The following is a 14,648-nucleotide window of genomic DNA, read 5'->3' as shown; positions in this document are numbered from 1 at the left end:
CAGATCGGTCGCCCGGCCAGCAGGCTTTGCGCTTACAAATCCGCAACAGAGGATTTTTCCTGACCAAGGCGTCAGCGGCGTAGAATGCGGCGCCTTGCGCATCAACACCTGTGGACGCTTTGCCCGTGAACTCTGTAACTGATCAACCTGTCGCTGTTTCCCTCACCCGCCCCGCGCGTATTCGCCTGGAGTTCAAGAACCTGCTCGCCCTGGCGTTGCCGATCATCATCGCGCAACTGGCAACCACGGCCATGGGCTTCGTCGATGCGGTGATGGCCGGCCGCGTCGGGCCCAAGGATCTGGCGGCCGTGGCGCTGGGCAACTCGATCTGGGTGCCGGTGTTTCTGCTGATGACCGGCACGCTGCTGGCAACCACGCCGAAAGTCGCCCAGCGCTTTGGCGCCGGCACCCACAGCGAGATCGGCCCGATCGTCCGTCAGGCGTTGTGGCTGGCGCTGGTGGTCGGGCTGATCGCGACCGCGATGCTGGTTGCCGCCGAACCGGTGTTGCACCTGATGAAGGTCGACCCGGAGCTGATCGGTCCGTGCATGCAATACCTGCACGGCATCGCCAGCGGTCTGCCGGCCGTGGCGTTCTATCACGTGCTGCGTTGCACCAGTGACGGCATCGGCCGTACCCGTCCGGCGATGGTGCTGGGTCTGTGCGGTCTGGCACTAAACATTCCGCTGAACTACATCTTCATCTACGGCCACTTCGGTGTGCCGGCGATGGGCGGCGTCGGCTGCGGCTGGGCCACGGCGATCGTGATGTGGGTGATGGCGCTGGGGCTGGCCGGGTATGAGCGCTGGGCCCCGGCCTATCTTTCGAGCGAAATCTTCAGTCGTTTCGACTGGCCGCAATGGGCGGTGATCAAACGTCTGCTGGGGATTGGTCTGCCGATTGGCATCGCGGTGTTTGCCGAGTCGAGCATTTTTGCCGTGATCGCCCTGCTGATCGGCAGCCTCGGCGCCACCGTGGTAGCCGGACACCAGATTGCGCTGAACGTCAGCTCGCTGGTGTTCATGATTCCGTACTCGCTGGGCATGGCCGTTACCGTGCGCGTCGGTCAGGCGCTGGGCCGCGAAGAACCACGCGAGGCACGGTTTGCCGCGGGTGTCGGCATGGGCACTGCGCTGGCCTACGCCTGCCTGTCGGCGAGCATGATGTTGCTGCTGCGTGAACCGATTGCAGCGATCTACACCGCTGACCCGACGGTGATTCACATTGCGGCGATGCTGATCGTGTACTCGGCGCTGTTCCAGTTTTCCGACGCCATCCAGGTCACCGCTGCCGGCGCACTGCGCGGTTATCAGGACACTCGGGTGACGATGATCCTGACCCTGTTCGCTTATTGGGGCATTGGTTTGCCGGTGGGTTATGCCCTCGGCCTGACCGACTGGCTCGGTGAGCCACGCGGCCCGAGCGGTTTGTGGCAGGGTCTGATCGTGGGCTTGAGCTGTGCGGCGTTGATGTTGTCGATCCGTTTGACGCGCAGTGCGCGCAAGCGTATTCGGATCAGTCGTAGCGCAGGCTAAGCCATTAACACAGGACAAAAAAGTGGGAGCGAGCTTGCTCGCGAATGCGGTGATCCAGTCGACATTTACAGTGACTGACACTCCGCTTTCGCGAGCAAGCTCGCTCCCACAGTTGTTTTATGTGTAGCTGCTGTTAAGCGTGTTTCTTGCGGATCCAGTACAGGTAAGTACCGGCCTCTTCGTGCTGGCTCACCAGTTCATGGTCGAGAAACACGCAGAATTTGGGGATGTCGCGTTTGGTCGAGGGGTCGGTGGCGATCACCTTGAGCAGGCCGCCGGGCACCAGATCACGGATGTGCTGGTGCAGCATCATCACCGGTTCCGGGCAATTGAGGCCGGTAGCGTCGAGGGTGCCGTCGACCGGGGTATCGATCATTTCACTCATGATTCACTCCTGAAACTGGCCGGCATTGTCGCGCATTGCCGGGTATTCGGTCATCTGTGGCGTTACGCCACACCTCTGTAGGAGCTGCCGAAGGCTGCGATCTTTGCTTTTCAAGATCAAAAGATCGCAGCCTGCGGCAGCTCCTACAGGGTTTTGTGTTGTTTCAGCGAGATTTGGCTTTCTTGGTGTCATGCCGGCGCAAGTGGCAGGTCACTTCTTCGCGGTCGTGATACAGCTGCTTACAGCCGATATCGACCTTGATCCCGCGCGCCTTGAAACCATCGGCAATCCGTTCGAGCAAACGCTTCACTTCGGCATAGCGCTGCTTCATCGGCAATTTCAGGTTGACCACGGCCTCTCGGCAATGCCCCTCGCCGATCCACTCTTCGAGCATCGCGGCGTTGCGCGCCGGTTTCTCGACGATGTCGCAGACCATCCAGTCCACCGGTTGCTTAGGCTTGAAGGTGAAACCGTCGGCCATCAAGTGCTGCACCAGACCGGTATCCATCAGGCTTTCGGCCATCGGGCCATTGTCGATGGCGGTCACCAGCATGCCGCGATTGACCAGTTGCCAGGTCCAGCCACCCGGCGCGGCGCCGAGGTCAACGCCAGTCATGTCGCTGTGCAGGCGATCTTCCCACTGATCACGCGGAATGAAGTGGTGCCACGCCTCTTCCAGCTTCAGCGTCGAGCGGCTTGGCGCTTCACGCGGGAACTTCAGGCGCGGAATGCCCATTGGCCACATCGCCGAGTTACCGGCATCGGCCATCCCCAGAAACACTTCACGACCGCTCTTGAAGGTCAGCAGCAGACGCGGCTTGCTGGCGTCCTCCACCAGTTTACCGGCGCCGGTCAGCGCCTTGCGCAGCGGGCCTTCAAATTTCTTGCAGAAATTCGACAGCTCTTTGCCGTCATTGGTGTCGACGACTTCCAGCCACAGGCTGCCGCACACCGGGAAGTCAGCCATGTGCGCGAGGATCACGCTGATACGGTCGTTTTCCGGCAGATCGATGAAAACCCCGCGCGCCCATTGGCGCGGGAAGATCAATTCGGCGAAACGCTGACCGCGCATCAGACGCTCGGCGCCGTCTTCTTCGGTGCAGACGAATTCGGCGCACGCGGTGGCCGCTTTGGCCTTGGCGTAGCCGGCCACATTGAGTTGGGCGGCGAGGTCGGAAATCTCCGAACAGACTTCGCCTTCGAAGCCTGGCCGGCAATGCATGAATAGGGTGTTCATTCTTACTCCTGGGCAGAGGGCGGTGATTCGGCCCCTGCGCGATGCTCAGGCCTTGCGCTGAAGCAAAGCCTGTCACGAAAACCGGCGCATGATAGCCGATGTCGGAACCTTGGACTTGCCCATAGAGTCCAGTTATTAGCCAGCTAATGAAAACAGGGCTACGTTGATAGCTCTGCCCGTCCCCTCAATCCGTAGCCGTGCGGATTCAAAGGAGTGATTGTAATGCCGTCCCTCGATAGCCTGAAAACGCTCAAAACCCTGCAAATCGACGACAAGACCTACCACTATTTCAGTTTGCCGGATGCCGCCAAAAGCCTGGGCGACCTCGACAAGCTGCCGATGTCGCTGAAAGTCCTGCTGGAAAACCTGCTGCGCTGGGAAGATGAAAAAACTGTCACCGGCGCCGATCTCAAAGCGATTGCCGCGTGGCTCAAGGAGCGTCGCTCCGATCGCGAAATTCAGTACCGCCCTGCCCGCGTCCTGATGCAGGATTTTACCGGCGTACCCGCCGTGGTCGACCTTGCCGCCATGCGCGCAGCGATGGCCAAGGCCGGCGGCGATCCACAGCGAATCAATCCGTTATCGCCGGTGGACCTGGTGATCGACCACTCGGTAATGGTCGACAAGTTCGCCACCGCCAGCGCGTTCGAGCAGAACGTCGACATCGAAATGCAGCGCAACGGCGAACGTTATGCCTTCCTCCGTTGGGGCCAGAGCGCTTTCGACAATTTCAGCGTGGTGCCGCCGGGCACCGGCATCTGCCACCAGGTCAACCTCGAATACCTCGGCCGCACCGTGTGGACCAAGGATGAGGACGGCCGCACCTATGCGTTCCCCGACACCCTGGTCGGTACCGATTCGCACACAACGATGATCAACGGCCTCGGCGTACTCGGCTGGGGCGTCGGCGGGATCGAAGCCGAAGCGGCGATGCTTGGGCAACCGGTATCGATGCTGATTCCGGAAGTGATCGGCTTCCAACTGACCGGCAAACTCAAGGAAGGCATCACCGCCACCGACCTGGTGCTGACCGTCACGCAGATGCTGCGCAAGAAAGGCGTAGTGGGCAAATTCGTCGAATTCTACGGCGACGGTCTCGCTGATCTGCCGCTGGCCGACCGTGCGACCATCGCCAACATGGCCCCGGAATATGGCGCGACGTGCGGCTTCTTCCCGGTTGATGACGTGACTTTGGAATACCTGCGCCTGTCGGGGCGGCCGCCAGAAACGGTGAAACTGGTCGAGGCCTACACCAAGGCCCAGGGCCTGTGGCGCCTGCCCGGTCAGGAACCGGTGTTCACCGACAGCCTCGCGCTGGACATGGGCAGTGTCGAAGCGAGTCTGGCCGGACCGAAACGCCCGCAGGATCGCGTGTCGCTGCCGAATGTGCCGCAAGCCTTCAGCGACTTCATCGATCTGCAATTCAAACCCACCAGTAAAGAAGAAGGACGTCTGGAAAGCGAGGGCGGTGGAGGGGTCGCGGTGGGCAATGCCGATCTGGTCGGCGAAGCCGAATACGAGTACGAAGGCCACACTTATCGCCTGAAAAACGGCGCAGTCGTCATCGCCGCGATCACCTCTTGCACCAACACCTCCAACCCGAGCGTGATGATGGCCGCCGGGCTGCTGGCGAAAAAAGCCGTGGAGAAAGGGCTGACCCGCAAACCGTGGGTGAAGAGTTCGCTGGCTCCGGGCTCGAAAGTGGTCACCGACTACTACAAGGCTGCGGGGCTGACGCAATACCTCGACCAGCTCGGGTTTTCACTGGTCGGCTATGGCTGCACCACGTGTATCGGCAACTCCGGGCCGCTGCCGGAGCCGATCGAGAAAGCCATCCAGAAAGCCGACCTCACCGTCGCTTCGGTGCTCTCCGGCAACCGCAACTTCGAAGGCCGCGTGCATCCGCTGGTGAAAACCAATTGGCTGGCCTCCCCGCCGCTGGTGGTCGCCTATGCCTTGGCTGGCAGCGTGCGCAGCGACATCAGCAGCGAACCGCTGGGCGAAGATCAGCAAGGCAATCCGGTGTACCTGCGCGACATTTGGCCATCGAGTAAAGAGATCGCCGATGCGGTGAATCAGGTCAGCACGGCAATGTTCCACAAGGAATACGCCGAAGTATTTGCCGGTGATGAACAGTGGCAAGCTATCGAGGTGCCGCAAGCGGCGACTTACGTGTGGCAGGACGATTCGACCTACATCCAGCATCCGCCGTTCTTCGACGATATTTCCGGGCCGTTGCCGGAAATCAAGGATGTCAAAGGTGCGCGGGTGCTGGCCCTGCTCGGCGATTCGGTGACCACCGACCACATCTCCCCTGCCGGCAACATCAAGGCTGACAGCCCGGCCGGGCGTTATCTGCGCGAAAAAGGCGTCGAGCCGCGGGACTTCAACTCTTACGGTTCACGGCGTGGCAACCATGAAGTGATGATGCGCGGCACCTTCGCCAATATCCGTATCCGCAATGAAATGCTCGGCGGTGAAGAAGGTGGCAACACGATCTACATTCCGAGCGGCGAGAAACTGGCGATTTACGACGCGGCCATGAAGTATCAGGCTTCGGGCACGCCGCTGGTGGTGGTTGCCGGGCAAGAATACGGCACCGGTTCCAGCCGTGACTGGGCAGCCAAGGGCACCAATCTGCTGGGTGTCAAAGCGGTGATCGCGGAAAGCTTCGAGCGGATTCACCGTTCCAACCTGGTGGGCATGGGTGTGCTGCCGCTGCAGTTCAAGCTTGATCAGAACCGCAAGAGCCTCAATCTCACCGGCAAGGAAACCTTCGAAATCCAGGGTCTGACCGGCGTCGAGTTGACACCGCGAATGAACTTGCCGTTGGTGATCACTCGTGAGGATGGGCGTCAGGAAAAAATCGAAGTGCTGTGCCGGATCGATACGTTGAATGAGGTCGAGTACTTCAAATCGGGCGGGATTTTGCATTACGTCTTGCGCCAGTTGATCGCTTCGTAAGATCTGCTGATATAGAAACACCGCCATTCGGCGGTGTTTCCGTTAGAGCAATGCACTTTTCCATGGACGAAAAAAAACCCGCCGAAGCGGGTTTTTCCCAAGACCATTATCGACTCCCTGTCGGCAGCGATCCTTGCAAATGGTCGATCATCCATGATCCTGAAACACTCCCTGTGTCTCAGTTGATGTGTGTAGATTACGCAGTGGATCCAATCGGCAATAGTCGTAAAAGCTACCAATGCGTGTAAGACATTCGCCATAGCAACCCTTCCGAAAACCCTTAGCCCTGTCAGGCATCGAGCATTGAAGCCGCGATCTGCGCGACTTTCAGCTGCCCTGAGGCCTGCTCCAGTGCGTCATCCTCGAGAAACCACGCCGCCGACAAACCGGCGAACGCCAGCACCCATTGCAGCAGCCTGCGGCGATCTAGCCCGGCAGCCTCGACAATCACATCCAGCTGCCGGCGAAAACGCGCGGGATCCGTGGCCGTCGGCAAGTCCGGATTGCACATCAGGTTGGCGTAATCAAAACCACGCTCGCCCCTGACCCGCTTCGGATCGATTGCCAGCCAGCCACGCTCGCCGAAATCCAGAACGTTGTCGTGATGCATGTCGCCGTGCAGCACCACCTCATCCTGTGGATCGGCGAGCAGGGTTGCGGCGGTTTGCAGGCTCAGGCTATAGAGACCGTCGTGTTGGGCAGCAGCGACTCGCAGCGATGCAAACCATGGCCCCAACTCCACCAGCGGCGGCGGTGGTGTCACGCGCGGTGCATGCAATCGTGCCAGCGCCGAACAGAGAATCCGGCTCGCCCCGTCGTCTTCGCCATTCACTGCCATGTGCATCAGCGAGCGTCGGCCCATGGCGCGCTCCATCAACAGCCCATCCTGGTGATGCGCCAGTACTTGCGCCGCACCGTCACCGTCCCACCAGGTCATCAGCTGATTGCCGTACTTTTCGTCGACATCCAGCGCAACCTTGAGCATCACCGGCCTATTGTTCACGCGTACCGGCAGCAGACGGCTGCCGGGCGTAATAATCGGCGCGCCATCCCGCACCAGCGCCCAGCGTTTCAGCCAAGGTTCGAAAATGTCAGCCACCGTCACGCTCGCGGGCCTTGGCGCTCTCGGCAAGAAACTGTTCGAGTCGGCTCAACTGCTCTTCCCAGCCACGGCTGTCCATGAAATAAGCCTCTTTCTGGCGAACATCCGGGATATGCGCGAAACCCGACTCGGAAACCTTGAGCAGCGTGCCGTCCTCATAATCCTGCAGCTCGAATTTGACCAGCGTGGTCGGCTCCTGGGAATAGTCGATTTTCGGGTTCACCGCATACGGATGCCAACGAAACGAAAACAACTGCTGTGGCTCGACCCGCTCGATCAGCACGTTCCATAACACGTGTTCATAACCCGGATACGTGACCTGCCCTTGCGTCCATTCACCGGCAATAAACCGCCGGCCCTCCAGCGCCACCCCAAACCACTGGCCAAACGCCTCGGCATCGACCAATGCACGCCAGACATGCGAACGCGTCGCCTTGAGCGTGATTTTGCGTTCGAAACTATTGGGTACTGGTTTCATACGTCACCTCCTGTTCTGAACACTAGGCTTGTATGACCACATGTCCAATGTGAAGTTGTATCAGAGCGGTGCAGTCATTCATCAGCAAGGAAACATCAAGCTGCAGTTTTCTGACCGGTTCAGTGATGGATCCACGCACCCTTCGCCCAATGAAACTGTTACCTTTTCCAGCGAATTTGAAATAACAAGGACGAATCATGCCGCCATCCCTCGCCGAACGTTACCGCGGTGCCCTGCTTGGTCTGGCATGCGGCGACGCTGTCGGTACTACGGTTGAGTTCAAACCACGGAGATCATTCCAACCGTTGACCGATATGGTCGGCGGTGGCCCGTTCCACCTCAAGCCAGGACAATGGACCGATGACACCTCCATGGCCCTGTGTCTGGCAGAAAGCCTGCTGAACAAGAATGGATTCAATGCTGCCGATCAAATGGGCCGCTACCTCAACTGGTGGCAATGGGGTTATCTGAGTTCGACCGGTGAGTGTTTCGATATCGGCATGACCGTCAGTCAGGCGCTGGCGCAATATCAACAAACCGCTGATCCCTTCGCCGGCTCGACCGACCCGTACAGTGCCGGCAACGGTTCGCTGATGCGTCTGGTGCCGGTGGTGCTGTTCTACTTTCCCGACGCCCGGCAAATCCAGAGCTTTGCCGCCGACAGTTCGCGAACCACCCACGCAGCACCTGAAGCCATCGAATGCTGCCAATTGTTGGCCGGGTTGATTGCCTGCGCGCTTGAAGGCGCGAGCAAGGCAGAACTGCGTCAGCTGCCACTCGTCAGCTTCTCGCAACCCAAGGTCGCTTCAATTGGGCGTGGCGATTTCCTCGGTCTGTCCGAGGCAGAGATCAAAGGTAGTGGCTACAGCGTGCAGTCGCTGGAAGCGGCGTTGTGGTGCTTTCACCACACGGACAGCTTCGAAGCGGCCATTTTGCGGGCGGCCAACCTGGGCGATGACGCCGATACCACCGCCGCGATTACCGGTCAGTTGGCCGGTGCCTATTACGGCGTACGGGGGATTCCTGAACACTGGCTGGAAAAGCTGCACGACGGTGAAGAGATTGCGGCGACCGCCGACCGTTTGCTCTCGGCTTCCCGAATGCGCCCGCCTGAATAAGCGCGACGCAGCCGCTACACTGCTCGGCACTTACTTCGATACAGCGAGATTTGACCATGTCCCCACGCCTGCTTCTGGCTCTCACGCCCTTCCTGTTCACTCCCCTCGCCCACGCCGCCGTCGACTGCGCCAATGCCAGCGATCAGGCGACGATGAATCAGTGCGCCGGGCAGGACTTCAAAGCAGCGGACAAGGAGTTGAACGCGGTGTATCAGCAGATCACCGGGCGTTTGAAGGACAACCCGGATGGCAAGAAGCTGTTGGTCAGTGCGCAACGGGCGTGGCTGGGGTTTCGGGACGCCGAGTGCAAGTTCTCATCGTCCGGGGTAACGGGCGGGAGCGTTTATCCGTGGGTTTACAGCAGTTGTCTGACTGGAGTGACCAAAGTGCGGGTCGAGGCGCTGAAACAGTATTTGAAGTGTGAAGAAGGTGACATGAGCTGCCCGGTGCCCGGGGCCTGATTTTTTGCGGCGGTTTTGAGTGATCTTTCGCGAGCAGGCTCGTTCCCACATTGGAATGCATTTCAAATGTGGGTCAACGCCCGTGCAATGCGTTGCGCGTGATCATGTTCTGCTCAGGCCGATACGACTCGGCCCGGTGCACACTCGCGCACACGACAGGAGCACCACTGCGCAAACTTTCCTCAAGCACATGCCGTAGCCGCAACAAGCCCTCCCGCTGTAGCGCCAGGTTGGCCTCGATCTGGCGTATCTCATCCATACGGATATCGATTTGCTCGATGGTCAGCGATTTCGAACAACTGCCATCCTGCAAGAAAAGACCGCGTATGGTATCGAGAGAAAATCCCAGCCTCTGAGCATCGCGCACCAGAATCAATCGCGCGACAGCCGCCTCGACATAGTGGCGATATCCGTTGGCGTCACGGGTAGAAGGCTCCAGCAAACCTTGCTCCTCGTAATAGCGAATGGCCGAAGCGGCAACACCGGTGCGCTTGGAAACTTCTCCAATCTTCATAAAAACTGCTTGACCTTCAAGTTGGCTTTAATCGTTAGCATAAGCCCAGGTTCAGCACGACAGCCAGTCGTTATTGACCCACCTGAACATCTTTCACCTTTATGGAATTTGATGATGAGTACACTGACAGACCTGCTGAAATGGCGCTACGCAACGAAAAAGTACGACCCTTCCCGGACGGTGTCCGATGAAAAAATCGAGCGCATTCTGGAAGCGGTGCGGTTAACGCCGACATCAAGTGGACTGCAGCCCTTTGAATTGCTCGTAGTGACCAATGCAGAGGTTCGCGAAAAGATCAAAGCCGTCAGCTGGAATCAGCAGCAGGTTACCGACTGTTCTCATTTGTTGGTGTTTGCCGCGTGGGACGACATCACTGCCGAGCGGGTCAACATGATGTTTGACCTGACTAACGAAGTACGCGGGACCATTAACGAAGGTTGGGAAAATTACCGTCAGATGCTCTTGGGCATTGTTGCTGGACGTGGCAAGGAGGCTAATTATCAGGCGGCTGCGCGTCAGGCTTATATCGGTTTGGGCTCGGCTTTGATCGCCGCAGCGTTTGAAGAAGTCGATGCCACACCGATGGAAGGATTCGACCCGGCAGCCATCGATGAAATCCTCGGACTCGCGGCCCGCAACCTGCGCAGTGTGGTAATTCTGCCGCTGGGGCATAGAGCCACTGAGGGAGACTGGTTGGTCAACTTGAAAAAGGTTCGCCGCTCGCGGGAAAACTTCATTACCGAGATCAAGTAAGCCCTGTGAGAGCGGGCGACTGAAACATGCCTATGGCGTGTGTCCCCGCTCTAATCAATTCCTGCCATACCAGCGGCCACCGAGTGGATCGCGCCCCTCCCCTGCTCTCGACTTGTTTGGAACTCGAGAGCCCATCGACCTTGAAATTCTCCCCATAGCGAATGAACCGAGAATGATGCTGTGGCCCCCGGCATCTCGATGCCAAGAGCGACCTTCACAAAAGAAGAACAATTTATTATTGCCATTCGATAATTTAACATCGAGAATTAGTCATTCCCAATGACACCGCAAGGATTTTTCATGAGTACTCGTAACAACGGATTGGCACTGCAGCGCATGCATTGGGTCGGACTACTGGCAGCGATTCTTGTCTGGGTCTTAGGGGTGACCGAGGTTGGTGGCAACGCTTCGATCTGGTTCTTCAAAACCGATGAAATGCTCGCGGCTCTACTCTACGCCTTCGCCGAAAACTCGCCGCAATTGCTTGATCCGTTTGTCGAAGGAGCGCTGCTTGCCCCCGACACATGGCTCTCGCCACTGGTCACTGCGCTGCTCGTCGTTCTGGATTTCCTGCCCGTTCTGCTTTCGACCTACGTACTTTGGCTGACAGGGTTGTTTTTCCTGCGCTTGTCCCGCGGTGAAACCTGGACCGAGCGCAACATCACGGTGTTATGGCGAGTGGGAATTCTGTGCATCATTTCTCCGGCCGCCTACCCGCTGGTAGAGACCCTGCAAGGTTTAGCCCTGTCTATTGATCTGCCGCCAGGGGATCGTATTTTTCAGTTCTCGGTCGGTCTGTCTTCCACTTCTGCCTACGAGATTGTCAAAGGCGTATTGCTCTGTTTGTTTTCAATTATCATGCGCGATGCAAAAGTACTCAGCGATGAGCAAAGCCAATACATATAGAACAATACAATGACCATTATCGTCCGCCTTGACGTTGTCATGGCCACGCAAAAAATTCGCTCGAAAGAATTGGCCAGCCTGCTGGGCATTACCGAGGCCAACCTGTCATTACTGAAAAATGGCAAGGTCAAGGGCGTGAAAATGGCCACCCTGGACAAGCTCTGCGCAGCACTCGATTGCCAGCCAGGCGATTTGCTGGAATTTCAGAAGGACTGAGCCTTGCGCATCAGCGCGAGTTAATTGTCGCCAGTCCACAGCGTTTGACTCTTATTCAATCCTTAGTTTGTAAGGCGGCTTTGTCATGACCCGGTTTTTATTCTGCACGCTGTTTTTACTGACAGCGTTGATCAGCGGCTGCGCCACGCAAATGGACGTGGCGCTAAATGCCACACCTGATCCGGATTATCATTTTGATCGAAAGGCGACTGTACTGGTGACGTCTGCGACTGGCAGCGACGAAAACGCTCTTAATGCCCGCTACTATCTTCGCGACATGGTTAATGCGTTGAAAGACAGGGGCTTCCAGGAGGTTTATACCGACGCCAGTCTGCCGAAGAAACATGCACCGATAAAAATGACCATCAGCCTCGATGTCGGCAGCCGACAGGTGACTTACCGTTATACCGCCACCGAGTACGGGCAAGTGCCGACCAGCACCTCTACCGTGTGCAAGACCAGCAAGAAAAAAGACGACCGGCTGACGTGCACGAGTAAACCGAACACGACCTATGGCCCGGTAGGGACGTCGGAGCGCACCGGTTACACCACGCTCAGCACCTTCGTTGCCACTGCACGCGATGAAGTCAGTAAGCGCCCGGTCTACCTGCTTCGCGCTTCGTCCTATAACGAAGACTGCCAGTCCTCCAGGGTCGAAGACTTTCTAGTGGAGCAAGGCTTGCAGAACCTGAACTTCGAGGACCGTGTACAACGCAACTACACCGTCACGATGCCCGAGGGTTACCGCTGCAAATAGGCTTTGCAGGGCAACTCACAGCCTCGGCTCAACCAGCATGAGCCGAGGCTGCGAACCGTTAGACATGCGGGTCTCCAGGCGCCCTGGTCGGCGCCGCGTATTGCGGCTTGAGATGGCCGTCCTGATCAAGTAGCCAGGCATCCATGATCTGCCGCACCACAGGGCCGGCGACACGACCACCGGCCTCGCCGTTCTCGATCATCACCGAAATCGCAATCTTCGGATGCTCGGCCGGCGCAAAGCCAACGAACAAGGCGTTATCGCGGTGGCGTTCAAGGGTTTTCTCGCGGTTGTAGCGTTCGCCTTGCTTGATCGCCACCACCTGCGCCGTACCACTCTTGCCAGCGATACGGTATTGCGCACCGGCCGCGGCCGCACGAGCGATGCCTCGGGCATCGTGCATCACCATCTGCATGCCGTGATTGACCTGTTCCCAATCTCGCGGATCCTTGAGCAGGATGTTCGGCATCGGATGCTCATCGACCGGGGCAACGCCATCGACGGTTTTGGCAAGGTGCGGCCGGTTCCATACACCTTTGTTGGCGATCAATGCCGTGGCCTGAGCCAGTTGCAGTGGCGTGACCTGCATGTAGCCCTGGCCGATGCCGAGGATGACCGTTTCGCCCGGGTACCAGGCTTGCCGGCGAGTCGCGCGCTTCCACGCTTGCGATGGCATCAGACCGGGAGACTCTTCGAACATGTCCAGAGAGACTTTCTCGCCGAGGCCGAACATCGCCATGTAATCGTGCAGACGATCAATACCGAGCTTGTGTGCCAGGTCATAGAAGTAGGTGTCGTTGGAACGCATGATCGCCGCGTCCATGTCCACCCAGCCGTCGCCGCTGTGGTTCCAGTTGCGGTACTTGTGATCGAAGTCCGGGAGCTGGTAATAACCGGGGTCGAAGACGCGCGTCTGCGGCGTCACCACACCGGCATCGAGGCCAGCGATGGCCACCTCTGGCTTGATCGTCGAGCCCGGTGCGTAGAGCCCGCGCAGTACGCGGTTGAACAGTGGCCGGTCGATCGAGTCTCGTAGTGCCGAGTATTCCTTGGAGCTGATGCCAGTGACGAACAGATTCGGGTCGAAGCTCGGATTGCTGACCATGGCCAACACTTCGCCGGTCGACGGATCAAGCGCTACGACAGAACCACGGCGGTCACCCAGTGCGGCTTCGGCAGCTTCCTGCAGCTTGATGTCGAGGCTCAGGACGATGTTCTGGCCGGGAACCGGGTCGGTGTGTTTAAGCACTCGGAGTACGCGTCCTTGGGCGTTGGTTTCCACCTCTTCATAACCGACGTGGCCGTGTAGCTGCGCTTCATAGAAACGTTCGATGCCGGTTTTGCCAATGGATTGAGTACCGCGATACTCGACCGAGTCGAGGGTTTTGGATTCTTTTTCGTTGATCCGGCCAACGTAACCGATCGAGTGGGCGAAGTGCGCGCCGAGTGGGTAATTGCGGACAAACTGCGGCTCGACATCCAGGCCCGGGAGGCGGAACTCGTTAACGGCCAGTACGGCAATTTGCTCCTCCGTCAGCTCATAGAACAGCGTCACCGGCGTAAACGGGTGGCGGGACTGCTTCATGGCTTTATCGAAGACTGTGCGATCTTCTGCAGGCAGGTGCAGGAGATTGATGACTTCGTCCAGTTCTTGATTGACGTCGGTCGCGCGTTCGCGGGTGATGGTCAGGTTGAAACTGGGACGGTTATCCGCGAGCAGCACACCATTGCGATCGTAGATCAAGCCGCGTGTCGGCGGGATCGGCAAGACGTGGACGCGATTGTTTTCCGAGATGGTCGAGTGGTAGTCGAATTCCACCACTTGCAGGATGTACAGGCGCACGACCAGGGCGCAACTGATGGCGAAGACGAACATGGCGCAGGCGATCAACCGTTTGTTGACCAGACGCGTCTCTTTTTCGTGGTCCTTGATCGGGATAGGTTCAGGCATTTCTACAGCAACTCTTTGACATAAATGAGTGCCGATCCGTGGGCATGACATCAGTCCGTTAAAAAACGAGCTGCACCATACCAAAAACTGCCCGGTCACTCAGAAGGAATTTCCCCAATGGCCATTTCTTGCGACGGTTGGGACAGCGGTGTCCCACGAAAACTTTCCTGCGGACAAAACAAAACCCCAACTGCTTTCGCAATTGGGGTTTCGGAATTTAATCTTGACGATGACCTACTCTCACATGGGGAAACCCCACACTACCATCGGC

Annotated in this window: 14 protein-coding genes; 8 read left to right on the top strand and 6 right to left on the bottom strand. The window is 58.2% G+C overall.

The window, feature by feature from the left end:
• Window positions 1-125: 125 nt before the first annotated feature.
• Window positions 126-1,535 carry an MATE family efflux transporter gene (locus tag GTU76_RS26215; protein WP_180699955.1) on the top strand — a complete coding sequence of 470 codons (1,410 nt, stop codon included), beginning with the start codon at window positions 126-128 and terminating at the stop codon, window positions 1,533-1,535.
• Window positions 1,536-1,668: 133 nt separating this feature from the next.
• On the opposite strand, the gene tusA is transcribed toward GTU76_RS26215, so the two are convergent.
• Together tusA and rlmM are read right to left on the bottom strand one after the other, a co-directional pair.
• Entirely contained in the window at window positions 1,669-1,920 is a 252-nt protein-coding gene (tusA, locus tag GTU76_RS26210) for a sulfurtransferase TusA (protein ID WP_007910424.1), read from the bottom strand.
• A gap of 163 nt (window positions 1,921-2,083) precedes the next feature.
• Window positions 2,084-3,157 (bottom strand): 23S rRNA (cytidine(2498)-2'-O)-methyltransferase RlmM, encoded by a 1,074-nt coding sequence (gene rlmM / locus GTU76_RS26205; RefSeq protein WP_038369412.1) that lies wholly within the window; start codon window positions 3,155-3,157, stop codon window positions 2,084-2,086.
• A gap of 222 nt (window positions 3,158-3,379) precedes the next feature.
• Between rlmM and acnA the strand changes: the two genes are divergently transcribed.
• Complete coding sequence (acnA, locus tag GTU76_RS26200) at window positions 3,380-6,121, top strand: aconitate hydratase AcnA (protein WP_180699954.1); 2,742 nt, start codon at window positions 3,380-3,382, stop codon at window positions 6,119-6,121.
• A gap of 289 nt (window positions 6,122-6,410) precedes the next feature.
• On the opposite strand, the gene GTU76_RS26195 is transcribed toward acnA, so the two are convergent.
• On the bottom strand, window positions 6,411-7,226 hold the full coding sequence (locus GTU76_RS26195) for an aminoglycoside phosphotransferase family protein (protein WP_180699953.1): 816 nt from the start codon (window positions 7,224-7,226) through the stop codon (window positions 6,411-6,413).
• Window positions 7,213-7,701 (bottom strand): SRPBCC family protein, encoded by a 489-nt coding sequence (locus GTU76_RS26190; protein ID WP_016983720.1) that lies wholly within the window; start codon window positions 7,699-7,701, stop codon window positions 7,213-7,215. Before GTU76_RS26190 ends, GTU76_RS26195 begins: the two co-directional genes overlap by 14 nt.
• A 197-nt stretch (window positions 7,702-7,898) precedes the next feature.
• Here GTU76_RS26190 and GTU76_RS26185 point away from each other — a divergent pair, with 197 nt between their 5' ends.
• Window positions 7,899-8,819 (top strand): ADP-ribosylglycohydrolase family protein, encoded by a 921-nt coding sequence (locus GTU76_RS26185; protein ID WP_016983719.1) that lies wholly within the window; start codon window positions 7,899-7,901, stop codon window positions 8,817-8,819.
• A 56-nt stretch (window positions 8,820-8,875) separates the two neighbouring features.
• Window positions 8,876-9,280, top strand: coding sequence for a lysozyme inhibitor LprI family protein (locus tag GTU76_RS26180; RefSeq protein ID WP_016983718.1), 405 nt, complete (start codon window positions 8,876-8,878; stop codon window positions 9,278-9,280).
• A gap of 73 nt (window positions 9,281-9,353) precedes the next feature.
• On the opposite strand, the gene GTU76_RS26175 is transcribed toward GTU76_RS26180, so the two are convergent.
• Entirely contained in the window at window positions 9,354-9,794 is a 441-nt protein-coding gene (locus GTU76_RS26175; RefSeq protein ID WP_016983717.1) for a MerR family transcriptional regulator, read from the bottom strand.
• Window positions 9,795-9,908: 114 nt separating this feature from the next.
• On the opposite strand from GTU76_RS26175, the gene GTU76_RS26170 reads away from it, so the two are divergent.
• From GTU76_RS26170 to GTU76_RS26155, 4 genes are all read left to right on the top strand, one after another.
• Window positions 9,909-10,547, top strand: a complete 639-nt coding sequence (locus GTU76_RS26170) for an NAD(P)H-dependent oxidoreductase (RefSeq protein WP_016983716.1) — start codon at window positions 9,909-9,911, stop codon at window positions 10,545-10,547.
• Window positions 10,548-10,847: 300 nt separating this feature from the next.
• Entirely contained in the window at window positions 10,848-11,453 is a 606-nt protein-coding gene (locus GTU76_RS26165) for a hypothetical protein (protein WP_175553669.1), read from the top strand.
• A gap of 9 nt (window positions 11,454-11,462) precedes the next feature.
• Window positions 11,463-11,669 (top strand): helix-turn-helix domain-containing protein, encoded by a 207-nt coding sequence (locus GTU76_RS26160; protein ID WP_016983714.1) that lies wholly within the window; start codon window positions 11,463-11,465, stop codon window positions 11,667-11,669.
• A gap of 85 nt (window positions 11,670-11,754) precedes the next feature.
• On the top strand, window positions 11,755-12,426 hold the full coding sequence (locus GTU76_RS26155; protein WP_180699952.1) for a hypothetical protein: 672 nt from the start codon (window positions 11,755-11,757) through the stop codon (window positions 12,424-12,426).
• A gap of 58 nt (window positions 12,427-12,484) precedes the next feature.
• On the opposite strand, the gene mrdA is transcribed toward GTU76_RS26155, so the two are convergent.
• Window positions 12,485-14,377: a penicillin-binding protein 2 gene (gene mrdA / locus GTU76_RS26150; RefSeq protein ID WP_180699951.1), complete on the bottom strand. Its 1,893-nt coding sequence runs from the start codon at window positions 14,375-14,377 to the stop codon at window positions 12,485-12,487.
• Window positions 14,378-14,648: the final 271 nt, after the last annotated feature.

This window comes from Pseudomonas crudilactis (genome assembly GCF_013433315.1).
GTDB lineage: Bacteria > Pseudomonadota > Gammaproteobacteria > Pseudomonadales > Pseudomonadaceae > Aquipseudomonas > Aquipseudomonas crudilactis.
This window is presented reverse-complemented; position numbering and strand designations above follow the sequence as displayed.